A 23808-nucleotide genomic window follows, 5' to 3' on the forward strand; every position below is an offset into this window, starting at 1 on the left:
AACCAACTCCTGCCGGAACCCCCGGCAGGGCGTCGATTTTCAGCGGGAAAGCCGAAAAACGCGCTTATTCGGCCGCGAGGGCCTGCAACGAGCTCGGATTCGCAGCCGAGACCATGAAGTCATGGATGCGCGGCACGATTTCCGACTTGAAGCGCGAGCCGTTGAACACGCCGTAATGCCCGACGCCCTTCTGAACGTAATGAACGCGGCGGTGATCGGGGATCGAGCTGCACAATGTGTGTGTTGCTTCGGTCTGACCGAGCCCGGAGATGTCGTCGTTCTCGCCTTCGACCGTCATCAGCGCCACGCGCGTGACCTTCGAGGGGTCGACGCGTGTTCCGCGATGGGTCATCTCGCCCTTCGGCAGCGAGTGCTTCACGAACACGGTGTCGACCGTCTGCAGATAATACTCGGCGGAGAGATCCATCACCGCGAGATATTCGTCGTAGAAGTCGCGATGCTTGTCGACGAGGTCGCCGTCGCCCTTCACCAGATTGGCGAACAGGCGCTTGTGGGCGTCCATGTGCCGGTCGAGGTTCATGCTGATGAACCCGTTGAGCTGCAGGAAGCCCGGATAGACGTCGCGCATCATGCCCGGATGCGGGAACGGCACCTTGGTGATGACGGTGTTGCGGAACCAGTCGATGCCGCGCTCCTGGGCGAGCTTGTTCACCCCGGTCGGATTGCGGCGGGTGTCGATCGGGCCGCCCATCAGCGTCATCGACGTCGGCACGAAGGGGTCGCGCCGCGCTTCCATGATCGAGACGGCGGCAACGACGGGAACGGAGGGCTGGCACACCGCCATGACATGGGTGTTGCCGCCAAGGACGTGCAGCATCTCGATGACGTAGTCGATGTAGTCGTCGAGATCGAAGCGGCCATCGCTCAGGGGCACCATGCGGGCGTCGGCCCAATCGGTGATGTAGACCTCATGCGCCGGCAGGAACGCCTCGACCGTGCCGCGCAGCAGCGTCGCGTAGTGGCCGGACATCGGCGCCACGATCAGCACGCGCGGCTGCGGGCTGCGCAAGGGACGGGCGAACTTGCGATCGAAGTAGAGCAGCTTGCAGAACGGCTTTTCCCAGACCGAGCGGACCTCGACGGGAACGCGGATGCCGTTGACCTCGGTGTCGTTGAGGCCCCATTCCGGCTTGCCGTAACGGCGCGTGGTGCGTTCGAACAATTCACAGGCCGCGGCGACGGACTTGCCGACCTCGGTGCGCGCCCACGGATTGAGGGGATTCTGAAACAGGAGCTTGGTCGCATCGGTGACCGCACGCGCCGGATTGAGAGAGGCCTGCCCCATCTCGTACATCCAGTACATCGGCGTCGTCAGGACCGGACTGCCTTCGGCCGCCAGGGGCGGCGCGCCGCCGAACTCACCAATAGGCATCGTTAAAATCCTCTTCGCATCGCAACATACTGCCGAATGCGTAATATTGCGTCAATGCATGGTTCCGTACATCTACGGAGCCGGAACGGCTAAATCAGCCTGAATCCACGGGAAAGTGAGATTATTCACCGCTCGAGAGCAGCGAGCCGTGCTTCTTGGCGCTCCGCAAAAGGGCAAGGAATGCCCCAAAAGATGCAACCAGCAGCACCGCGTTGATGGCCAACGCACGCAACATCAGATCGATCCGGAGGGTCTGTTCGATCAGGAGCGCCCGCATTCCCTCGAACACATAGGTCGGCGGCAGCGACCAGGCGACGTACTGCAGCCATGCCGGCAGCACGCTGACGGGATAGTAGACGCAGGCGAGCGGCATGATCGCGAACATCAGGGTCCAGACGATGCTCTCGGCGCCAAGGCCGTTTCGTAAGACCAGCCCCGAGACGAAGATGCCGACCGCCCAGCTGGTGAAGATCAGATTGCAGAAGAACGCGATCAGCGGCAGACCGAGGGCATAGACGTTGAAGTGAAACAGGAACAGCGCGAGCAGCGTCATCGGGATGACGCCGATCGCGAGCCGGATCATGCTCATGATCATCAGCGACAGCAGAAACTCGATCGGCTTCAAGGGGCTCATCATGAGGTTGCCGATGTTGCGCGCCCACATCTCCTCCAGGAACGAGATCGAGAAGCCGAGCTGGCCGCGGAACAGGATGTCCCAGAGGATGACGGCGCCGATCAGCGTGCCGCCGGCGCGCGCGAAGAAATTGGCGTTCTCGGCGATGTAGAGCTGGAGAAAGCCCCAGGTGATGACCTGGAGCGCGGGCCAATAAAGCAGCTCGAGCAGCCGCGGCCAGGACGACATCAACAGATACCAGTAGCGCAGGATCATCGCGCCGATGCGATGGATGGAAATGCCGCGGTGGAGGGAGAGCTCGGTCATCGCGCCGCCTCCTTCGCACCGTTCGCCCGCCCGCGCGCGACGTCCAGGAACACCTCCTCCAGCGTGGTGCGGTTGTAGCGCGCCATGATGGCCTCCGGCGTGTCGTCGTCCTCGATGCGGCCGCGCTTCATGATGATGACGCGGTCGCACAGACGCTCGACCTCGAGCATGTTGTGCGAAGCCAGAAGGATGGTGGCGTTGTTCTCCTTGCGATAGCGCTCCATATGCGCCCGCACCCAGTCGGCCGTATCCGGGTCGAGCGAGGCGGTGGGCTCGTCCAGCAACAAAAGCGCGGGCTGGTTGATCAGCGCCTTCGCCAGCGCGACGCGGGTCTTCTGCCCGGCGGAGAGCTTGCCGTTGGCGCGGTCGATGAATTCGGTGAGATCAAGCTCGTCGGCCAGCCTGGCGATGCGATCGGAGACGTTCTTCACCGCATAGAGCTTGCCGAACACGGTGAGGTTCTGCCGCACCGTGAGGCGCATCGGCATGTCGACATAGGGGCTCTCGAAATTCATCCGCCCCAGCACCGCCGCGCTCTGCTCCGGCATCCGATGCCCGAGCACCTGCACGCGGCCGGAGGTCGGCAGCACCAGGCCCATGATCATCGCGATGGTCGTGGTCTTGCCGGCGCCGTTGCCGCCCAGGAGCCCGGTGATGCTGCCACGCGGCAGCGAAAAGGAGATATCGTCGACGGCGCGGGTCTGCTTGTAGACCTTGACGAGGTGATCGACCGCAATGGCCGCAGAGGAGCCGCGCTCCGCGACAGTCGGCGGACTTGAAGCTTTGTCATTCCCGGTCATGCTAGCCGTTCTTCTGCTATTGCAGCGGATAGCGCAAGGCTTGTAATCCGGGTGGTTCCGCGAGCCCCGCGTTTGTGACCGAGAAGGCACCGCCACATTGGCCGAGATGACTGAGACTGCCGATACCGATTTCCGCCACGCACAGCGGCATATCCGCCTGGACACGATCCTGCGGCTGCGCTGGCTCGCGGTGCTCGGCCAGCTCGCGGCGATCTTCATCGTGGCGCAGGGGCTGGAGTTCAACGTCGAGATCGTCCCCTGCGTCAGCATCATCGCGCTGTCGGCGGCGCTCAACCTGGCGCTCCAGACCGTGTCCAATCCGCTGCAACGGCTGGAGCCGATGCAGGCGGCCGGACTGCTCGCGCTGAACATCGTGGAGCTGGCGGGGCTGCTGTTCTTCACCGGCGGGCTGCAGAACCCGTTCTCGTTCCTGTTCCTCGCGCCCGTTCTGATCTCGGCCACGGCGCTGCCGGCCCGCCTCACCTTCGGCCTCGGCCTGCTCGCGGTGGCCTGTGCTTCGGTCCTGTTCTTCTTCCATCTGCCGCTGCCCTGGGATTCCGACGATCCCCTGGTGCTGCCGCCGATTTATCTCATCGGCATCTGGCTCTCGATCGTGCTCGCGATCGGCGTCACCAGTCTCTACTCGTTCCAGGTGACGGAGGAGGCGCGCAAGCTCGCCGACGCGCTGGCTGCGACCGAGCTGGTGCTGACACGCGAGCAGCATCTGACCCAGCTCGACGGCCTGGCCGCCGCAGCCGCGCACGAGCTCGGCACGCCGCTCGCGACCATCTTCCTGATCTCGCGCGAGCTGGAAAAGACGGTGAAGGACCCAAGTTTCGCCGCCGACCTGAAAACCCTGCGCGAGCAGACCCAGCGCTGCCGCGACATCTTGAGCAAGATCACCCAGCTTTCCTCCGAAGGCGCGCCGTTCGACCGCATGAAAATGTCTGAGCTGATCGAGGAGGTGGTGGCCCCGCACCGCGATTTCGGCGTCGACATCAAGGTGCGGATCGCGGTGGCGGCCTTCGCCGAGCCGATCGGCTCGCGCAACCCGGCGATCCTCTACGGCGTCGGCAACATCGTCGAGAACGCAGTCGATTTCGCCCGCACCACCGTCGAGGTGAATGCATGGTGGAACAAGGACACGATCGAGCTCGTGATCTCCGACGACGGCCCGGGCATTCCGCCCGATATCCTTAACCGGATCGGCGAGCCCTATTTGTCGCGGCGGCGCAATCTGGATGACGGCGGCGGCGAGCGGCGCGGGCTCGGGCTTGGCGTGTTCATCGCGCGCACCTTGCTGGAACGCACCGGGGCCAAGGTCTCGTTTACCAACCGGACCTTTCCGGAACACGGTGCTGTGGTTCACATCAATTGGCCGAGAGAGCGTTTTGAGACTATCGAGACGCTCGAAGAAACAATAGGATAGGCCGCGACCTTGCGTCGCACAGCAGGGCCGATCGACTATTTGCGGCCTTGGCACCGCCTGATTGCGACGCCATATGTAGATGTGCAGAGAGAGGACAACACCTTGAACGCCATCGCCGAACTGAACGAACAGACCGACCGCTCGCTTCTCATCGTGGAGGACGACAAGCCGTTCCTGGAGCGGTTGTCGCGCGCGATGGAGACCCGTGGCTTTGCGGTGACGTCGTGTGACACCGTCTCGGATGGCCTCGCGCAGATCGGCAAGGCCGCGCCCGCATTCGCCGTCGTGGATCTGCGGCTCGGCGACGGCAATGGTCTCGACGTCGTCTCCGCGCTGAAGAAGAAGCGCCCCGAAGCCCGCGCGATCGTGCTGACCGGCTATGGCAACATCGCCACCGCCGTGACCGCCGTGAAGATGGGTGCGATCGATTATCTGTCGAAGCCCGCGGATGCCGACGACGTCGTCGCCGCCCTGCTCTCGACCAGCTCGGAGAAATCCGAGTTGCCGACCAACCCGATGTCCGCCGACCGCGTCCGCTGGGAGCACATCCAGCGCATCTACGAGATGTGCAACCGCAACGTCTCGGAGACGGCGCGCCGGCTGAATATGCACCGTCGTACGTTGCAGCGGATTCTGGCGAAGCGCGCGCCGCGGTAACGGTCTCGTAGGGTGGGCAAAGGCGCGTAGCGCCGTGCCCACCAACTCTGCTTCAATTTTGATCGGCTTGGATGGTGGGCACGCTACGCTTTGCCCACCCTACGGCGTCTACGCTAATCCACCCTACGACTTCATTCCCAAAAATCCGCGTGGCCCTGCGGGTCGACCAGACGGTTGATCCGGAGCGCTGCCGCCATCGCGAAACGCACCGTCATCTGCTTGCGCGTGGCGGCCTGAAGCTTGTGCTCGGGCGCCTCGCACTGCATGTGCGCGCCATAGGCGTCCGCAATGATCAGGCCGGTGTCTTGCGGGAAGATCTCGCACGGCAGATCCTGCGTGAAGGCGAAGAACAGCCGGTCGCAATGGGCGCGGTATTCGTGCCATTTCTGGTCGGCACGCAAATCCTCGACCGACGATTTGATCTCGACGATCCAGATCTCGCCGCGCTCGTTGAGCGCCACCAGATCGGCGCGCCGGCCCGACGGCAGCGGTAATTCGCTGATGCAGGTAAAGCCGAGCGAGCGCAGCAACCGCGCCGTGCCGCGCGCGATCGCAAGCGCCGTCTCGGACTGGCGGCGATCGGGCGGCGGAACGAGAGCGATGTTGCGGGCGGGGCTGTCCATGGGGGGAGCTTAGCCGATTCCGGTTGGTGCGGACACTGTCCGATGAACCGCGGCCACACGCTCATCTGTCGTCCCCGCGAACGGCTAGATATATGGCGGCATCACCACCACGCCCTCGTTCCCGCGCAGATCCAGCACGCCTTCCAGCCTCTCGCCCTCGCGATCCAGAAACGTCGACAGCAAGATCTCGCTGTTGAAACGGATCGCGCTGGTGGTCACGGCGATCGGGTCGGGCCCGAGATTGAGCACGACGATGATCGCGGTGCCCTCGGCCTCGCGGCGATAGACCAGCAGATCGCCTTGCGCGGCGATCGGATGGTAGTCGCCCTCGACCAGCGCCGGAGATGCCTTCCGCAAGGCAATCAGCCGCTTGTACAGACTGAGGATCGAACGCGAATCGGCTTCGAGATCGGCGACGTTCTCGCGGATATGGTCCTCCGGCAGCGGCAGCCAGGGCCTTACGCCGGAGAAGCCGCTGGCCGGCGACGCATCCCACTGCATCGGCGTACGGCAGCCGTCGCGCCCCACTCCGATGCCGGGCACATTCTTCTCGAAGGGATCGCGCACGTCCTCGGGGGAGATCGCCAGCTGATGCATGCCGATCTCGTCGCCGTAATAGAGCGTCGGCGTACCGCGCAGCGTCAGCAGCAACATGGCGGCGACGCGGGCCTGCTCCGGCCCGACACGACTCGCGACGCGCGGACGATCGTGATTGCCGAGCACCCAGTTCGGCCAGGCGCCCTTCGGCAGCGCCTTCTCGTAATCCTCGACGATTGTCTCGATCGAGCGCGCGCTCCAGAACGTCGAGAGCAGCGCGAAGTTGAACGGCATCTGCGCGCCGGTGAGATCGTTGCCGTAATAGGCCATCAGACGGTGCAGCGGCAGATAGATTTCGCCGATCAGCACGCGGTCGCGATACGCATCCGTGACGCGCCGCATCTCGGCGATGACGTCATGCACCTCCGGCTGGTCGGTGGAGTATTGCGTCAGGATCCTCTCGTTCGGCGGCCGGCCCTCGACGTAATGCGGGTTCGGCGGGTTGTCGCGGAATTCGGCATCCTTGATCAGGTGCCAGATCACATCGACGCGGAAGCCGTCGACGCCTTTCTCCAGCCAGAACCGCATCGCGTCGTAGATCGCCGCGCGGACATCCGGATTGCGCCAGTTGAGGTCCGGCTGCTCGGCAAGGAAGGCGTGGTAGTAATATTGACCTGTCGTCTCGTCGAATTGCCAGGCGCTGCCGCCAAATTCGGACAGCCAGTTGTTCGGGACACCGCCATCGGCGGCCGGATCGCGCCAGACGTACCAGTCGCGTTTGGGATTGTCGCGCGAGGACCGGCTCTCGACGAACCAGGGATGCTGGCTTGATGTGTGGTTCGGCACGAGGTCGAGGATCAGTTTCAGCCCGGTTTCATGCGCAGCCGCGAGCAGCGCATCGAAATCCGCCATCGTGCCGAACAGCGGATCGATGCCGGTATAGTCGGAGATGTCGTAGCCGAAATCGGCCATCGGCGAGGGAAAGATCGGCGACAGCCAGATCGCGTCGACGCCGAGCGATTTCACGTAAGGCAGCCGGCGCAGGATGCCGGCGAGATCGCCGACGCCGTCACCGTCTGAGTCCTGAAAGGAGCGCGGGTAGATCTGATAGAAGATGCCGTCGCGCCACCAATTGTCGCCGCCCTGAGCCATGGCCGGAATACCACTCACTAATCTACCCTGCGCGAGAAAACGCGAAAGGAACGCCCCGGTTCAAACCAGCAGGCCAATTGGGACGGCCGTGTGACGACCGGCTGTTCCCGGGGCTACGACACAAATCTTTTGCTTGGCGGCATGGCAAAAATCGGCATTGTGAGGCCATGACCGAGCAAAACAATACCCAAGAATCACAGCAAGCCAAGGCTGGCGCGATCATCGTCCCCGTGACGCTGTTCGAGCAGAACTGCACCATCATCTGGGACGAGCCCGGCAAGAAGGCCGTGGTGATCGACCCCGGCGGGGACGTGCCGAAGATTCTGGACGCGATCAAGCAGACCGGCGTCACCGTAGAGAAGATCTGGCTGACCCACGGCCATATCGACCATGTCGGCGGCGCGGCCGAATTGCGCGATGCGCTGAAGGTGCCGATCGAGGGGCCGCATGTCGCGGATAAATTCCTGCTCGACAACGTGGTCGAGAGCGGCGCGCGCTTCGGCATGACCGGCGGCCGCAATTTCGAGCCGGACCGCTGGCTCGACGAGGGCGACAGCGTGTCGATCGGCGGCCTGCAGTTCGATATTTTGCACTGCCCGGGCCACTCGCCCGGCAGCGTGGTGTTCTTCAACAAGGACTTGCGCTTTGCCCATGTCGGCGACGTGCTGTTTGCGGGCTCGGTCGGGCGCACCGACCTGCCCGGCGGCAGTCACGCCACGCTGATCAACTCGATCAAGACCAAGCTCTTGCCGCTCGGCGACGACGTCGGCTTCATCTGCGGCCACGGCGCCGGCTCGAGCATCGGCCAGGAACGGATGACCAATCCGTTCATCACCGGCGAGATGTAGCCTTTTACTTGAGCATGATCTTTTCGGAAAACCGCTTCACACTTTTCCGGATCATGCTCTACTCGGCGGCCTCCGCCAACGCCGCGGTGTCACTGAGGTTGCGTTCGCCCCAGTCGCGGATCGCGGCGACGACCGGCACGAAGCTCTTGCCTTTGCGCGTCAGGCGATACTCGACCTTCGGCGGCACCTCGCCAAAATCCTTGCGGTCGATCAGGCCGCTTTGGGTCAGCGCCTTCAATTCGCGGCTGAGCACGCGCGGGGTGATCTCGGCGCTGCCGGCCATGCCGCGCAACAGGCCGCTCCTGATCTCGCCATAGCGGCGCGGACCGTCCTTGAGGTCCCAGACGATGCGGAGCTTGTACTTGCCGCTGATCATCTTCTGAAAGGCCGTAACCGGACAGGTGCGCGCCGGGTTTGCCCTTGCCATGTCGCCTCCTCCATACGCAGCCAGCTTGCGGGAGGATAGGAGCGACGTCGAAAAAGTCCATACTATCAATTTTGTCCATACTTGCAGGATCGCCCGCAAGGCGCAGATGATGGCGCACATGACGAACAGGGAGCGTCACATGAAGCATTTCATGATCAGGTACGAATTCAAAAACGGCACGACGGAAGCCTGGCACCAGGAGATCGGCCGCTTCATCAAGGCGATCGAGGGCGATCCGGAGTTGAAGGGGCGGATCGGCTATCGGGTCCCGAAGAACCGCGACGACGCCAGCTACTTCCACCTCGCCAGCGTCACCGACGAGGCTGCGCAAAAAGCGCTGCAATCGCGCGACTTCTTCAAGGCCTATCAGGAGATGACGCGGAAGGTCGCCGGCGGCGAGGTGACGGTGGCGCCGATCGAATGGATCGATCAGACGGCGTAGCCGTCGCTTATCGAGCGACGAACTACTTCATCAATCCCGCGGCGGTCAGTGCGCGCGTGATGATCTGGCCGAGATCGAAGCCGCGCGCCGCCGCGCGCTTCGGCTCGGCCGGCTCTTCGGCAACGGCGACTGCAGCACGGATCGAGCGGGCGAGATGCGGCGCGGGTGAAAGCGCCGGCTTCGACGTCCCGGGCCCGGCCTTCTTCCCGGCCGCGTCCGGAATCCAGCCGGTGAGGCCGAAGAATTTTGCGATGTTGTACGACGAGGAAATACCGGCCTCGATCAGGAATGCGCCTTCGATGCCGTAGCGCTGATCATTGTCGGCGAGGCCGAGCGGCGTGCCGTGGGCCATATCGGTGATGGCGTAGGACTCGACCAGGGTTTCGCCGTCCTTGTTCCACCAGGCCTGGCGCGGATAGCCGTCGACAATGGTCTCCGCCATCGGCACGGCCGGCAGATCGTGCAAATCGAGCCACTGCTTGACGATCTCGCTGGCGTTGCCGGGATTGACGGTGCGGTCGGCGCTGCCGTGCCACACCGACATCTTCGGCCACGGCCCGCGATGGTTCGAGGCACGCCGCACGAAGTCGCCGAGTTCGCGCTCCGGCCGCTGCGGCGAATGAAACATGCCGTCCAGCGCCTCGCGCAGATTCGAGGCGATGCCATAGGGCAACCCGGCGATCACCGCACCGGCCGCAAAAACTTCCGGATAGGTCGCGAGCATCACCGACGTCATGCCGCCGCCGGCGGAGAGACCGGTGATGAAGACGCGCTTGGGATCGATGCGGTGCGCTTCGGCCATATGCGCGATCATCTCGCGGATCGACCGCGCCTCGCCGCCGTCCCGCGCAGTGTCTTCCGGATTGAACCAGTTGAAGCAGGTGTTGCCATTGTTGACGCGTTGCTGCTCGGGCATCACCAGCGCGAAGCCGTAATGCTTCGCGAGCGTCGACCATCCCGCGCCGAGATCGTAAGCAGCGGCGGTCTGGCCGCAGCCATGCAGCACGACAACGAGCGCGCGCGGCTTCTGGAGTTGCGCCGGCACGAACGCGAACATGCGCAGGTTTCCGGGATTGTCGCCGAAGCCCGTGACTTCTTCCAACGGGCTGGATACGTCCGCGCTCCGGCCGAATTCGGCAAGGCGCAGACCATCCACCTTTGGCAGATGTCTCAAGAGAGCGAGATTTTTGGCAAGCGACACGGCAACTCCTGGCAGGCGACGTTCAACGTTCACCCAAACCAAATAGTTGCTGCGGTGCAAAATAAAAAGCCCGTGTGCTGTCTATCACCCGAAATCACGCAAAAATCCGCAGGAATACGCATGAATTAACCGCAATGCCTCAACTTCGTGCAGAGACGCGGCGCATCCACGCCAGAAATGCGGCGCAGATCGTGATTAACGCCGCGCCGATTGCGGCCACTCCGGCCGCATTTCCGATCTGCGCCGTCGTGCCGTACATGCCGGACGCCGAGCCTGCCGCGACAGGCTTCACCGTCGAGAGCACCGCACCGGATAGCGGCGCCATCACCAGCCCCTGGCCGCAGCCGAAGATGATCATGACGAGCGCGAGCAGGATCGGCGCGGGCGCATCGATATACCCCGTGACCAGCGCGAGTGCGGCGAGGCCCGCGATCTGCAGCATGCAGCCTTCGATCAACACCTTGGTCCCGCGATGGCGCGCCCGCGCGCCGCTGTGGCGCGACGCGACCACGAAAGCCAGCGCGAGCGGAATGAAGGCCATGCCGGCTGCGAGCGGCGGGATCTTCAGGCCGCGCTGCATGAACAGCGTCATGACCAGATAGAACGAGAGGTTGGCGACGAAGAAAAAGAACGCCGCGCCGAGCCCGCGCAGGAAGGCTGCATCGGACAGCAGCGTCAGATCGATCAGCGGCATGCCGCCGGCGCGCGCCACCGCATGCTCGAGCTTCAGGAACGCGACAAGGATCGCGCCGCCGACCGCCATCACGGCCCATAGCCACGGCGCCCAGCCGACATCGTGACCGAACAGCAGCGGTCCGATCAGGCACAACAGCCCCGCGAACAGCACCACGCTCCCTTTGATATCGAGCCGCGTGCCGGCCCGGCGCGGCACCGACGGCATGATGCACCAGGCGGCGGCCGCAATGACGAGGCCGCAGGGCACGTTGACGAAGAACACCGAGCGCCAGCCGGTACCGGCGAGGTCGATCGTGACCAGGAGACCACCGAGCAGGAAGCCCGCGGCGCCCGCAAGCCCGAGCACGATGCCGTAGATGGCGAAAGCGCGGCTGCGCTGTTCGTCGGTGAAGAGCAGATGCAGCGTCGCCAGCACCTGCGGCACCATCAGCGCTGCAGTCGCGCCCTGCGCCAGCCGTGCGATGATCAGCTCCGCGCCCGATTGCGCCAACCCGCACCACAGCGAGGTCACCGTGAAACCGAGCACGCCGGCCAGGAAGACATTCTTCGTGCCGTGGATGTCGCCGAGGCGGCCGCCGGTGACGACCAGCGTGGCGTAGGCGATCAGATATATCGCGATGACGGATTCGATCTGCGCCGGCGTCGCATGCAGGTCCACTGCGATAGTGGGAATGGCGACGTTCACGATGAACGCGTCGACGCCGAACATGAATTGAGCAGCGACGACGATCGCCAGCACGGCCCAGCGGCGCGACGAATCGACTTGTTTTGTGACGGTTTGATGCATTTTCGCGCGAGCCTTCGGCGATTTATTTGCGCGCAAAACTCGCAGATCGGCGTCATTGGCGCGATTACCTCCGAGGTAGGACTTGCCGCTTTGGCCCGATTGCTGCATGGCAATTCCCGCTGGTTTCGCGGGCTCGGAAGTTTTCCGGATGTACGACTACGACATGGTGGTGATCGGCTCGGGCCCGTCGGGGCGCCGGGCCGCGGTGCAATGTGCCAAGCTCGGCAAGGCCGTGCTGGTGGTGGAGAAGGGCCGACGGGTCGGCGGCGTCTCGGTCCATACCGGGACGATTCCTTCAAAGACCCTGCGCGAGACCGTGCTCAATCTCTCCGGCTGGCGCGAGCGTGGCTTTTACGGCCGCTCCTACAAGGTGAAGCAGGACATCGCGGCGAGCGACCTGATGATCCGTCTTCAGAAGACGCTCGACCATGAGGTCGAGGTACTCGAGCATCAGTTCAGCCGCAACCTGGTGCGCACCGCCAATGGCGAGGCGCGGCTGGTCTCACCGCACGAGGTCGAGATCACGAGCTCAATTGGCGAGGTAAAGGTGGTGTCGGCCGCCTTCATCCTGATCGCCTGCGGCACGCGCCCGTTCCGCCCCGACTACGTGCCGTTCGACGGCACCACCGTGCTCGACAGCGACGAGATCATCGAGCTGGCAAAGCTGCCGCGCAGCCTGGCTGTGATCGGCGCCGGCGTGATCGGCGTCGAATACGCCACCATCTTCAGCGCGCTCGACGTGCCAGTGACCCTGATCGAGCCGCGGCCGACCTTCCTCGATTTCATCGACAAGGAATTGATCGACGAATTCGTGCACGAGCTGCGCGACCGCAACGTCGCGCTGCGGCTCGGCGCCAAGGTCAATTCGATCGAGAAGACTGCGCAGGGTGGCATCGTCACGCATTTGTCGGACGGGCGGCACGTCACCACGGAAATGCTGCTGTTCGCGGCGGGGCGCGTCGGCGCGACCGACCGGCTAAACTTAGAGGCGGCCGGCATCGTCGTCGACCATCGCGGCCGCATCTCGGTCGATCCCGTGACCTTGCAGACCAGCGTGCCGCACATCTACGCCGCCGGTGACGTGATCGGCTTTCCGAGCCTTGCTTCCACCTCGATGGAGCAGGGACGCGTCGCCGCCTGCCACGCGCTCGGCATGGAGCCGCTCGCGCCGCCGGAGTTCTTCCCCTACGGCATCTATTCGGTGCCGGAAATATCGACGACGGGACTCACCGAAGAAGAGGTGCGCACGCGCGGCATTCCCTACGAGGTCGGCATCGCACGCTTCCGCGAGACCTCGCGCGGCCACATCATGGGGCTGAACAGCGGCATGATGAAGATGATCTTCTCGACCAAGACGCGCCGGTTGCTCGGCGTGCACATCCTCGGCGAAGGCGCCACCGAGCTGATCCATATCGGCCAGGCCGTGCTGAACCTCAAAGGCACCATCGACTATTTCATCCAGAACACGTTCAACTATCCGACGCTGGCGGAGGCGTACAAGATCGCCGGGCTGGATGCGTGGAACAGGATGACGCGGTAGCGGCGTTCTTCGCGGCAAATTTGGTGAACAGTCCCTTTGCGGCCATCCTTCGAGACGACCGCTGCGCGGTCTCCTCAGGATGAGGTCTCGCTTCGCGGCGAGGTGTTAGACCCTCACGGTGAGGAGCCCGCGAAGCGGGCGTCTCGAACCATGCAGGCCAGGCAGGTCGTTGCAGCGTCTCAACGCATGCCTGCATTCCGCCGCGCGGGACACCGCGCGATTGCCTTCGCTATCGCCAGCACGTAGCCTCATCGCCTCAACAAACAGAAAATTCAGCCGGAGAGAACGCCATGGCGCGCCTGAAGTTCGGAGCCTTCCTTGCCCCGCATCACCCGATCGGGGAGCATCCGATGCTCCAGTTCCGGCGCGATCTCGACCTGGTCGAGCAGCTCGACGCGCTCGGCTATGACGAGTTCTGGTGCGGCGAGCATCATTCCTCCGGCTGGGAGATGATCGCCTCGCCCGAGATGTTTCTGGCCGCGGCCGGCGAGCGCACCAAGCGGATCAAGCTCGGCACCGGCGTGGTGTCGCTGCCCTATCATCATCCCTTCAACGTCGCCCAGCGCATGGTGCAGCTCGACCACATGACCGGCGGCCGCGCCATCTTCGGCTCCGGCCCCGGCGCGCTGGCGTCGGACGCGCACACGCTCGGCATCGACCCGATGACGCAGCGCGACCGCCAGGACGAGGCCATCGGCGTGATCCGCCGCCTGTTCAACGGCGAACGCGTCACCGCGAAGAGCGACTGGTTCACCATGAACGACGCCGCACTCCAGATCCTGCCCTTGCAGGAGGAGATGCCGTTCGTGGTGGCCTCGCAGATCTCGCCGTCGGGCATGACGCTCGCCGGCAAATACGGCATCGGCATCATCTCGCTGGGCTCGATGACGACGCAAGGGTTGATGTCCCTGCAACAGCAATGGCAGTTCGCCGAGGACGCCGCCAAGAAGCACGGCACCAAGGTGGATCGGGCGAACTGGCGCGTGCTGCTGACCTGGCACCTCGCCGAGACCCGCGAGCAGGCCCGCCGCGAAGCCGGCGCCGGCCTGATGCGCTGGCACAACGAATATAATGTCGGCACGCTGCAGCGGCCGGGCCTGACCGCGTTCGCCTCGCCCGACGAGGCCGTGGACAAGACCGCTTTCGTCGACGGTGCGGCCTCCGTGATCGGCACGCCCGACGACCTCGTCAAGATGATCAAGAACGTGATGCAGGTGTCGGGCGGCGTCGGCGCCGTGATCGGCTTCGTGCACGATTGGGCCAATCCCGAAAATACCCGCCGAAGCTGGGACCTGGTGGCGCGCTACGTCGTGCCGGAGATCAACGGCTATATCGACGGATTGCGGAAGTCGCAAAAGTTCGTGATTGAGAACCGCGCGATCTTCGAACGCGCCGGGCAGGCCGTGATGGCGAAGATCATGGAGAACGAAAAGGCTGCAGAGGCCTTGAAGGTGACCGGCGCCGGCCGCGTCGCCATTCCCGCCGTCAACGCCCCGGATTTGCAGAAGGAAGCGGCGAAGCGGTAGGCCCGTCGGAACTACGCTTGTAACGACGTTCACAAGAAAGACATACCGGCCTGTGCTATGCTGACCCCGGTCAGCTGGCGCGGGTCGTAGTCATCTGTGTTCGCGCGCCTGTTCGGTCGGTCAACCGGAGCAATCGTCATGTCGATGCAGAATGTCGCCCCTGCGCTTCCGTTCACCGCACCCAGGCGCAACGAGCTGACGCACATCCCTGGCGACGAGGGCTGGCCGATCATCGGCAAGACCTTTCAGGTGCTCGCCGACCCCAAGGGACATATCGAGGCGAACGGCGCCAAATACGGCCCGGTCTACCGCACCCATATTTTCGGCGAGACCAATGTCGTGCTGCTCGGGCCCGAGGCCAACGAGCTCGTGCTGTTCGACCAGCAAAAGCTGTTCTCGTCGACACATGGCTGGAACAAGGTGCTGGGCCTGTTGTTTCCGCGCGGCCTGATGCTGCTCGATTTCGACGAGCACCGTCTGCATCGCAAGGCGCTGTCGGTCGCGTTCAAGTCGGGGCCGATGAAGTCGTATCTGAGCGATCTCGACTACGGCATCGCCGCGCGCGTCGCGCAGTGGAAGGCGAAGCCCGGCGAGATGAAGCTCTATCCGGCGATGAAGCAGCTCACGCTCGACCTCGCGGCGGCGTCGTTCCTCGGCGCGGATATCGGGCCGGAGGTCGACGAGATCAACCGCGCGTTCGTCGACATGGTCGCGGCCGCGGTCGCCCCGATCCGCCGGCCGCTGCCGGGCACGCAGATGGCGGCTGGCGTGAAGGGACGCAAACGCATCGTCGCCTATTTCCGCGAGCAGATCCCGCTGCGACGCGGCAATCACGGCGGCGACGATCTGTTCTCGCAGCTCTGCCGCGCCACCCACGAGGATGGCGCCCTGCTCTCCGAGCAGGACATCATCGACCATATGAGCTTCCTGATGATGGCGGCGCACGACACGCTGACCTCGTCGCTGACCTCCTTCATCGGCGAGCTCGCCGCCAATCCGGACTGGCAGGATAGATTGCGCGCGGAGGTTCTTGCGCTGGGGCTCGCACCGGGTTCGCCGAGCAGCTTCGACGACCTCGAAAAAATGCCGCTGTCGGAGATGGCGTTCAAGGAGGCCCTGCGGATCAAGCCGCCGGTGCCGTCGATGCCGCGCCGTGCGATGCGCGATTTCACCTTCAAGGGTTTTACGATTCCGGCCGGTACCGCCGTCGGCGTCAATCCGCTCTACACCCACCACATGAAGGACATCTGGCCGGAGCCGGATCGCTTCGATCCCTTGCGCTTCACCGAGGAAGCCCAGCGCAACCGGCATCGCTTCGCCTGGGTGCCGTTCGGCGGCGGCGCGCATATGTGCCTCGGCCTGCACTTCGCCTACATGCAGGCGAAGTGTTTTGCCCGGCACTTTTTGCAGAACCTCGAAGTGTCGCTGGAGCCGGGCTACAAGCCGGACTGGCAGATGTGGCCGATCCCGAAGCCGCGGGATGGCTTGCGGGTGCGGGTGAAGACGGTTTAGGCACCGTTTTCGTAGGGTGGGCAAAGGCGCGTAGCGCCGTGCCCACCATTCCTCGCGAAGAAAGAATTGGTGGGCGCGCTTCGCTTTGCCCACCCTACGGCACCGTCACCTGCCGCTACTACGCCTCCTGATCGAACGCCTTGCGCATGGCGACGTAACCCTGCTGCTGCTGGCTCCAGTTGCGGCCGCCGGTGACGGCGCCGTCGACGACGAGATCGTGTCCGTTGACGAAGCTGGATTCGTCGCTCGCCAGAAACACCGCGGCCTGCGCGATGTCATCGGGGAGGCCCGCGCGCGGGATCGGCTGTGCGGTCTTGAAGACTTCGCGCATCACGGCAGGCGTCGCCTCCGCCGCATCGGTCGCGAGCCCCAGCGCCTTGCCGAAAATGCCGGTCGCGATCGCACCGGGCGAGATCGAGTTGACGCGCACGTTGGACTCGCCGAGCTCCATCGCCACGCATTTGGTGAGATGGATCACCGCCGCCTTGGCCGCGCCATAGACGACCGACGAGGAAAAGCCGGCAAGACGGCCTGCGATGCTGCCATTGTTGATGATGCTGCCAGAACCCTGCTTCTTCATGACGGGCGCGGCATGCTTCATGCCGAGCATGACGCTGCGCACCAGGGTCGCCATCGCCGCGTCGAACCGCTCGACATCGAGGCCTTCGATGCCCCCGGTCTGCGCCGGGCCGCCGGCATTGTTGAACAGGCAGTCGATCCGGCCGAACTTCTCGACCGCGAGCGCGATCAGCGCCTGCATCCGCGCTTCGACCGTCACGTCGGTCTGGCGAAAGATGCAATTGACCCCGAGCTGCTTCGCCAGCGCCTCGCCTTCCGGTATGCGCCGCCCCGCGATCACAATTTTGGCACCTTCGGCAACGAAGACTTCCGCGGTACGCAGGCCGATCCCGCTCGTCGCGCCCGTAATCACCGCAACCTTGCCATCCAACCTACCCATGGAATGTTCCTGTTTTCGAATGATTTGATGTCAAATGGCGGACGCCGATCGATCTCGGCGCCGCGACAGTCACTATTCCTGCCGGTCTGCGACAAGGCAAGCTTTGCTTGTGCATGCGACATGCGTAACATTCCCGCTCCTTTCTCGATTTACGCGCGCATAGCGCAACCGGGCCGGGCATGGAGAAGCTGATCGACGAATTCCGCAAGGGCTGGCAGGGCGTGGCAGCGCCATCCCTCGCTCTGAGCCTCGGCTTCGCGGTCGCCTGCCTGCTGGTTGCGACGGTGGCGCGCTGGGGTCTCGCGCATGTGCGGCCCGACGTCTACTTCACCCCGTACTTTCCGGCCGTGTTCTTTGCCGCCGCGTTCGGCGGCTTGCGGATCGGCATCATCACCGCGCTGATCGGCGGCGTGCTCGGCGTCGTCGTCAATTTCAGCGACGCTCTTGCCGATCGCTCCAGGTTCACCTTGCTGACCCTTTATTGGGGCGTCTCCGCACTCACGATCTGGGGCGTCGAGCACTATCGCGGGATGCTGGCGGAACAGCGCCGGATTTCCAAACGGCTGATCGAGGAAGAAGAATACCGCAAGCTGCTGGTCGACGAGCTGCAGCATCGGCTGAAGAACAAGCTGTCGACCGCGCACGCCGTGCTGCACCAGGTGCTGCACGACCAGCCGCAGGTCTGGGCCCGGATCGATCCGCGGCTACGGTCGCTGGCTGCAACCGACGATCTGATCTCGCGGATCGACAAGGGCGGCTGCGATATCCGCGATCTCCTGATCGCAGAGCTCGGACCTTACGGCCATGTCCGCTTCACGCTCAACGGCGACCGGCTGTTCCTGCCGCCGAAGCTCGCGGTCACGCTGTCGCTGATGTTTCACGAGCTCGCCACCAACGCGGGCAAATATGGTGCGTTCTCCGCGCCGCGCGGATTATTGCAGGTGTCGTGGACCGTCAGCGGCGACCGTCTGACCGTCACCTGGGACGAAACCGAGGGCCCGAGCATCGACAAGGTCTCCGAGCCCGGCTTCGGCACCAAGCTGCTGAAGTCAGCGCTGTCGGCTTTCGACGGCAAGTCCGAGGTCTCGTATCTCAAGACCGGCCTGCATTGCATCATGCAATGCCGCATCCCGCAGAACGGTTAGACGCGGCACGAGCGCAAGAGACGCGCGCCCCGCTCGCAGTTTCGTTGCGCGCGTTGACGCTCCGTTAATGACGATGGGTCGGGCGCGTCGCATCGCCGCAAAACACCCCCGCATTTCTCCGTACCCCTTAACCAAACCTAAGAGGGAACTGCGCAAGATCGCGTCCATTGCAAAGGCGCGTTGAAACAACAAGATTCATGACTTCTATGAACGACAACAGATATTCCGGCGCGAGTGAAGCCGAACTCGGATTTCTCAAGGAAATCGTTAGAATGCTGCCTGCCGGTCTGACCGTGCAGGACGCGCAGGGCGAGCTTCTCCTGGTTAACGATGTCGCGGCCGCTCAGCTCGGCATGGACGGCAGCCGTCCGTCGCCCGATCTGACGCCGCGCCGGGAAGCCTGCCAGCGGGCACTGAGGTCCGGCGAGGCAGTCATCTCCGAGGAAGCGCTCCAGGATGGAGCTGCACGCCAGGTGCTGCTGACCACCCATCGCCCCGTCCGCGTTGCCGGACGCGAGCTGCTGATCTCGGCCTCCTCCGACATCACCGAACAGAAGAATTTCGAGGACCAGCTGTTCCGCTCGGCCTATTTCGACGAGCTGACCGGCCTGCCCTCGCGGCGCGTGATCGAGCATCGCGCCGCCAGCCTGCTCGCGCGCGACGGCAAAGGCGAGCGTTTCGCGCTCGCCTTTCTCGACGTCGACAATTTCAAGCACATCAACGACTATTACGGCCACGCCGTCGGCGATGCGCTGCTGGTCGAGCTGTCGAAGCGGCTCGGGCGCGACCTGCGCGATTCCGACATGCTGTCGCGCATCTCCGGCGACGAATTCCTGCTGCTGCTCTCCCCGATCCAGAGCCAGGAGGAAGTCGCCGAATTCATGCAAGCGACGCTGGAGCGGCTGACCGCACCGTTCTTCATCGACAATTCGGAGGTCTTCGCCTCCACCTCCGTCGGCGTCAGCCTCTATCCCGACCACGGCCGCAGCTTCGAGACGCTGCGCCAGAACGCCGACATCGCGATGTACCGCATCAAGAACAGCGGCAAGGGCTCGGCGGCCTTCTTCGACGCCAGCATGGAGCGCGAGGCGCTGGCGCGGATGAAGATCGAGCAGTCGCTGCGGCTCGCCATCCTCGAAAAGCGCTTCTGCTGCGCGTTCCAGTCCAAGGTCGACATCCGCACCCAGGCCGTGACCGGCATCGAGGCATTGGTGCGCCTTCGCGACGACGAGGGCGTGATCCAGGCGCCGGGCTCGTTCATCAACCTTGCCGGCGAATTGGGACTCATCGACGAGCTCACCCATCTCGTGCTCGCCGAGATCGTCAAGTCGATCGACCTGATCAACGACAGCTTCGGCGCGGAAGCGACCATCAGCATCAACGTCGCCGCCAAGCAGGCCGGCAATCCCGAATTCATGCGCAGTTTCGCGCGGGCGCTGGACGAGACCGGCTTTCCGCAGCGCTTCATGATCGAGGTGACGGAAGACGCCTTCGTCGCCAAGAATCATTTCCAGACCGAGATCCTGCCGATGTTCCGCAAGCTCGGCGTCGGCATCTCCATCGACGATTTCGGCACCGGCTATTCCTCGCTCTCGGCGCTCGCCGACATCACCGCCGACGAGATCAAGATCGACCGCTCGTTCATCACCGACATCCATAAGCGTCCGCGCAGCCAGGGCATCTTGCGCGCGATCGAATCCCTGAGCGAAGCGCTCGGGATGACCGTGATCGCCGAAGGCCTCGAATCCTACGAGGAGCTGGCCTATCTCCAGGCCGCGACCAAGATCCGCTACGCGCAAGGCTATTATTTCGCCCGGCCGATCTTCCTGGAGGAGCTCAAGCTCGCCACCCCCACCTCCAGCGAATCCCGTCCCGGCGTGTCCAACCGCCCGACGCAGCAGAACCGGCAGGGCTATTCTCGGGCGAGCGGGTATCGGCGGTAAGAGCCCAAGCGCCGCTCCAATCTCGATGTCGTCGCCCGGCTTGACCGGGCGACCCAGTACGCCGAGACGGTTGTGGTTGAACCGATAGGCCGCGGCGTACTGGATGCCCCGGTCAAGCCGGGGCATGACAGCGGTGGGGGCGGCTCGCATCCGCAACACCCATTTCCCCCTTTGAAATTACTGCCCTTTTGCTAATACACGGGCGGACTTCCCTGAGGTACGCCATGCCCTCCTCCCCCGACGTCAGCGATCCCGCCTATGTCCGCGCGCGGGCGATGGTGACGCTGTTCGAGCGGCTGGAGCATCTGTGCGAGGGCGCGATCGCGATCGATCGCGGCGGGCGGGTGATCTACGTCAACGAGAAATATCTGGCGTCGCTGGGCCTCAAGCAGACCACCGAAGCGATCGGCCGGCCGATCGAGGAGATCATCCCGAACAGCCTGATGCGGAACGTCGCCGAGAGCGGCGAGCCGATCCTGCTCGACATCATGGAGCTCGGCGGCGAACAGCTCGTGGTGACGCGCATGCCGATCGAGGACGAGGACCGCAACGTCATCGGCGCGATCGGGTTCGTGCTCTACGACCACCTCGAGAGTCTCAAGCCGCTGCTTGCCCGCGTCACCCAGCTCGAGAGCGATCTGCGGCTGGCGCGGCGGCAATTGTCCAACGCCCGCGCGGCGCGCTTCACCCTTGCCGATTTCGTCGGCACGACAGCGGCGATCGCGCAGGCCAAGGAGTTCGCCAAACGCGCGGCGCGGCAGAGCGTGACCGTGCTGCTCACCGGCGAGACCGGCACCGGCAAGGAGCTGCTGGCGCAGGCGATCCACAATGCGTCCTCGCGCGCGGAAAAACCGTTCGTCAGCGTCAATGTCGCGGCGATCCCGGAAACGCTGATCGAGTCCGAATTCTTCGGCACTGCTCCGGGCGCCTATACCGGCGCCGACCGCAGGGGGCGCGAGGGCAAGTTCCGGATCGCCGATGGCGGCACGCTGTTCCTCGACGAGATCGGCGAGATGCCGCTGCAATTGCAGGCCAAGCTGTTGCGCGTGCTGCAGGAGCGCGAGATCGAGCCGCTCGGCTCGGACAAGATCAGCAAGGTCGACGTGCGCGTCATTGCCGCGACCAATGTGGATTTGCGCAAGCGCGTCAGCGACGGCGCCTTCCGCGCCGATCTCTACTACCGCCTCAACGTGCTCTCGATCGACCTGCCCCCTCTGAGAAAATGCCTCGACGATCTGCCCGACATCTGTGCGCGGCTGATCGAGGACATCAGCGCCTCCGGCGATTTCCTCAATGCCAGGATCACGCCGAGCGGATTGTCGGCGCTCGCGCGCTACGACTGGCCCGGCAACGTCCGCGAGCTCCGCAACATTCTGGAACGCGCACTGATCCTGAGCGATTCCGGGCGCCTGACCGGCGATGATTTCGTTCACATCCTGCCGGTCAGCGCGGAGGCCGGCCCTGGACCGGCGCCGCAGATGACCGGCTCGGTCGTCCCCTATGCCGAAGCCGAGGCGGAGTTCGAGAAGCAGACGCTCGAACATGCGCTCGCCGCCAGCAACGGCCAGATCTCGGAAGCCGCGCGGATGCTGCGCATCTCGCGCGCGACGTTCTACAAGAAGCTCGCCAAGTTCGGACTGGCGTCGGGATCGCCGCCTGTCTGACTTTCGAGACGGCACGTGTCCGGAGTCTCGGACTCCTGACACCGCCATATCGGCACTCGCCTGTGGCATTCGCGCGCGATCCGCCGCAATTTCAGGCATTCCCGCGCAAAACTCCGGATCTGGCGCAGGGCTTGCTCTGAGGCGGCCTGAGGAAACGCATGGGCTGATGTGAAGCCAGGGGATCGTTAACGCGAACTCATCGCGGCCTGCGACGATCCGGCACGCGCACGTCAAGAGACTGTCACATGAGCCTCGTGCAAGCTCCGCCGGAAGGTGGAATTGCAATGTATGCACACTTGTGCAAATCGCTGTGATCAAGGCAGTTCATTCAAGGAGGAAATCATCGTGCGTCGATCGCTCATTCTCACGGCAGCCATCCTCGGCCTGGCCGCGAACACCTCCGCGCAGGCCGACGACCTCAAGGTCGCGCTGATCTACGGCAAGACCGGCCCGCTCGAAGCCTATGCCAAGCAGACCGAAACCGGCCTGCAGATGGGTTTTGAATACGCCACCAAGGGCACCATGATGCTCGACGGCCGCAAGATCGTCGTCATCACCAAGGACGACCAGGGCAAGCCCGACCTGTCGAAAGCCGCGCTCGCGGAAGCCTATCAGGACGACAAGGCCGACATCGCGATCGGCACGACCTCGTCGGCCGCGGCGCTCGCCATCCTCCCCGTCGCCGAGGAGAACAAGAAGATCCTGATCGTCGAGCCCGCCGTCGCGGATCAGATTACCGGCGAGAAGTGGAATCGCTACATCTTCCGCACCGCGCGCAACTCGTCGCAGGACGCAATCTCGAACGCGGTCGCGATCGGCAAGCAGGGCGTCACCGTGGCCACGCTGGCGCAGGACTATGCCTTCGGCCGCGACGGCGTCGCCGCCTTCAAGGAGGCGCTCGCCAAGACCGGCGCGACGCTCGCCGCGGAAGAATACGCCCCGACCAACACCACCGACTTCACCGCGGTCGGCCAGCGCCTGTTCGACGCTCTCAAGGACAAGCCCGGCCGCAAGGTGATCTGGGTGATCTGGGCCGGCGCCGGCAATCCGCTGGCCAAGCTGCAGGACATGGACCCGAAGCGCTACGGCATCGAGCTCTCGACCGGCGGCAACATCCTGCCGGCGCTCGCGGCGTATAAGGGCCTGCCCGGCATGGAAGGCGCGACCTATTACTACTACGACATCCCGAAGAACCCGGTGAACGACTGGCTGGTCGCCGAGCACCAGAAGCGCTTCAACGCGCCGCCGGACTTCTTCACCGCGGGCGGTTTCGCCGCCGCGATGTCCGTCGTCGCCGCCGTCACCAAGGCGAAGTCGACCGACACCGAGAAGCTGATCACGGCGATGGAAGGCCTGGAGTTCGACACGCCGAAGGGCAAGATGGTGTTCCGCAAGGAGGACCATCAGGCGCTGCAGAGCATGTATCACTTCAAGGTCAAGGTCGATCCGAACGTCGCCTGGGCCGTGCTCGAGCCGGTACGCGAGCTGAAGATCGAGGACATGGACGTTCCGGTCCGCAACAAGCGCTGATATCGAATCCCCTCTCCCCGCCCGTGCGGGGAGAGGATCCTTCCCTATTCCAGAGTTA

At 64.2% G+C, this 23808-nt stretch carries 20 protein-coding genes; 11 read left to right on the forward strand and 9 right to left on the reverse strand.

Annotated features, from left to right (window positions below; genetic code table 11):
• Nucleotides 1–64 precede the first annotated feature (64 nt).
• The 3 genes from ACVJ5M_RS02805 to ACVJ5M_RS02815 all read right to left on the reverse strand — a co-directional run bounded on the left by ACVJ5M_RS02805 (nt 65) and on the right by ACVJ5M_RS02815 (nt 3133).
• On the reverse strand, nt 65–1393 hold the full coding sequence (locus ACVJ5M_RS02805) for a polyhydroxyalkanoate depolymerase (RefSeq protein ID WP_063980052.1): 1329 nt from the start codon (nt 1391–1393) through the stop codon (nt 65–67).
• Between the two features lie 121 nt (nt 1394–1514).
• Entirely contained in the window at nt 1515–2333 is an 819-nt protein-coding gene (locus ACVJ5M_RS02810) for an ABC transporter permease (RefSeq protein ID WP_063980053.1), read from the reverse strand.
• A complete protein-coding gene (locus tag ACVJ5M_RS02815) occupies nt 2330–3133 on the reverse strand; it encodes an ABC transporter ATP-binding protein (RefSeq protein WP_063980054.1) in 804 nt (267 codons plus the stop codon). Before ACVJ5M_RS02815 ends, ACVJ5M_RS02810 begins: the two co-directional genes overlap by 4 nt.
• A gap of 106 nt (nt 3134–3239) precedes the next feature.
• On the opposite strand from ACVJ5M_RS02815, the gene ACVJ5M_RS02820 reads away from it, so the two are divergent.
• Nucleotides 3240–4562: an ActS/PrrB/RegB family redox-sensitive histidine kinase gene (locus tag ACVJ5M_RS02820; protein WP_028149359.1), complete on the forward strand. Its 1323-nt coding sequence runs from the start codon at nt 3240–3242 to the stop codon at nt 4560–4562.
• Nucleotides 4563–4664: 102 nt separating this feature from the next.
• Nucleotides 4665–5219, forward strand: a complete 555-nt coding sequence (locus ACVJ5M_RS02825; RefSeq protein ID WP_014491094.1) for an ActR/PrrA/RegA family redox response regulator transcription factor — start codon at nt 4665–4667, stop codon at nt 5217–5219.
• 131 nt (nt 5220–5350) lie between these two features.
• Here the strand turns inward: ACVJ5M_RS02825 and ACVJ5M_RS02830 are convergent, their stop codons facing one another.
• Complete coding sequence (locus ACVJ5M_RS02830) at nt 5351–5842, reverse strand: MmcB family DNA repair protein (RefSeq protein ID WP_063980055.1); 492 nt, start codon at nt 5840–5842, stop codon at nt 5351–5353.
• 84 nt (nt 5843–5926) lie between these two features.
• Complete coding sequence (locus ACVJ5M_RS02835; protein ID WP_063980056.1) at nt 5927–7531, reverse strand: alpha-amylase family glycosyl hydrolase; 1605 nt, start codon at nt 7529–7531, stop codon at nt 5927–5929.
• Between the two features lie 167 nt (nt 7532–7698).
• Here ACVJ5M_RS02835 and ACVJ5M_RS02840 point away from each other — a divergent pair, with 167 nt between their 5' ends.
• Complete coding sequence (locus ACVJ5M_RS02840) at nt 7699–8379, forward strand: MBL fold metallo-hydrolase (RefSeq protein WP_063980057.1); 681 nt, start codon at nt 7699–7701, stop codon at nt 8377–8379.
• Nucleotides 8380–8437: 58 nt separating this feature from the next.
• Here the strand turns inward: ACVJ5M_RS02840 and ACVJ5M_RS02845 are convergent, their stop codons facing one another.
• On the reverse strand, nt 8438–8806 hold the full coding sequence (locus ACVJ5M_RS02845; protein ID WP_063980058.1) for a winged helix-turn-helix transcriptional regulator: 369 nt from the start codon (nt 8804–8806) through the stop codon (nt 8438–8440).
• Between the two features lie 139 nt (nt 8807–8945).
• Here ACVJ5M_RS02845 and ACVJ5M_RS02850 point away from each other — a divergent pair, with 139 nt between their 5' ends.
• Nucleotides 8946–9248, forward strand: a complete 303-nt coding sequence (locus ACVJ5M_RS02850; protein ID WP_354099468.1) for a hypothetical protein — start codon at nt 8946–8948, stop codon at nt 9246–9248.
• 22 nt (nt 9249–9270) lie between these two features.
• On the opposite strand, the gene ACVJ5M_RS02855 is transcribed toward ACVJ5M_RS02850, so the two are convergent.
• Together ACVJ5M_RS02855 and ACVJ5M_RS02860 are read right to left on the reverse strand one after the other, a co-directional pair.
• Nucleotides 9271–10449 carry an extracellular catalytic domain type 1 short-chain-length polyhydroxyalkanoate depolymerase gene (locus ACVJ5M_RS02855; protein WP_063980060.1) on the reverse strand — a complete coding sequence of 393 codons (1179 nt, stop codon included), beginning with the start codon at nt 10447–10449 and terminating at the stop codon, nt 9271–9273.
• A 139-nt stretch (nt 10450–10588) separates the two neighbouring features.
• Entirely contained in the window at nt 10589–11932 is a 1344-nt protein-coding gene (locus ACVJ5M_RS02860) for an MFS transporter (protein ID WP_456679254.1), read from the reverse strand.
• 148 nt (nt 11933–12080) lie between these two features.
• Between ACVJ5M_RS02860 and sthA the strand changes: the two genes are divergently transcribed.
• From sthA to ACVJ5M_RS02875, 3 genes are all read left to right on the forward strand, one after another.
• Nucleotides 12081–13472, forward strand: coding sequence for a Si-specific NAD(P)(+) transhydrogenase (gene sthA, locus ACVJ5M_RS02865; protein ID WP_063980061.1), 1392 nt, complete (start codon nt 12081–12083; stop codon nt 13470–13472).
• A gap of 290 nt (nt 13473–13762) precedes the next feature.
• Nucleotides 13763–14998 (forward strand): LLM class flavin-dependent oxidoreductase, encoded by a 1236-nt coding sequence (locus tag ACVJ5M_RS02870; RefSeq protein ID WP_014491084.1) that lies wholly within the window; start codon nt 13763–13765, stop codon nt 14996–14998.
• A 138-nt stretch (nt 14999–15136) separates the two neighbouring features.
• Complete coding sequence (locus ACVJ5M_RS02875) at nt 15137–16510, forward strand: cytochrome P450 (protein ID WP_063980062.1); 1374 nt, start codon at nt 15137–15139, stop codon at nt 16508–16510.
• A gap of 118 nt (nt 16511–16628) precedes the next feature.
• On the opposite strand, the gene ACVJ5M_RS02880 is transcribed toward ACVJ5M_RS02875, so the two are convergent.
• Nucleotides 16629–17468 carry an SDR family NAD(P)-dependent oxidoreductase gene (locus ACVJ5M_RS02880; RefSeq protein WP_063980063.1) on the reverse strand — a complete coding sequence of 280 codons (840 nt, stop codon included), beginning with the start codon at nt 17466–17468 and terminating at the stop codon, nt 16629–16631.
• A gap of 179 nt (nt 17469–17647) precedes the next feature.
• On the opposite strand from ACVJ5M_RS02880, the gene ACVJ5M_RS02885 reads away from it, so the two are divergent.
• The 4 genes from ACVJ5M_RS02885 (at nt 17648) to ACVJ5M_RS02900 (ending at nt 23750) form a co-directional block, all read left to right on the forward strand.
• Nucleotides 17648–18613: a sensor histidine kinase gene (locus tag ACVJ5M_RS02885; protein ID WP_063980064.1), complete on the forward strand. Its 966-nt coding sequence runs from the start codon at nt 17648–17650 to the stop codon at nt 18611–18613.
• Nucleotides 18614–18819: 206 nt separating this feature from the next.
• Nucleotides 18820–20556, forward strand: a complete 1737-nt coding sequence (locus tag ACVJ5M_RS02890; RefSeq protein ID WP_063980065.1) for a putative bifunctional diguanylate cyclase/phosphodiesterase — start codon at nt 18820–18822, stop codon at nt 20554–20556.
• 224 nt (nt 20557–20780) lie between these two features.
• A complete protein-coding gene (locus tag ACVJ5M_RS02895; RefSeq protein ID WP_063980066.1) occupies nt 20781–22220 on the forward strand; it encodes a sigma-54 interaction domain-containing protein in 1440 nt (479 codons plus the stop codon).
• A gap of 345 nt (nt 22221–22565) precedes the next feature.
• On the forward strand, nt 22566–23750 hold the full coding sequence (locus tag ACVJ5M_RS02900; protein WP_063985950.1) for a substrate-binding domain-containing protein: 1185 nt from the start codon (nt 22566–22568) through the stop codon (nt 23748–23750).
• Nucleotides 23751–23808: the final 58 nt, after the last annotated feature.

The organism is Bradyrhizobium sp. S3.7.6 (genome assembly GCF_054061875.1).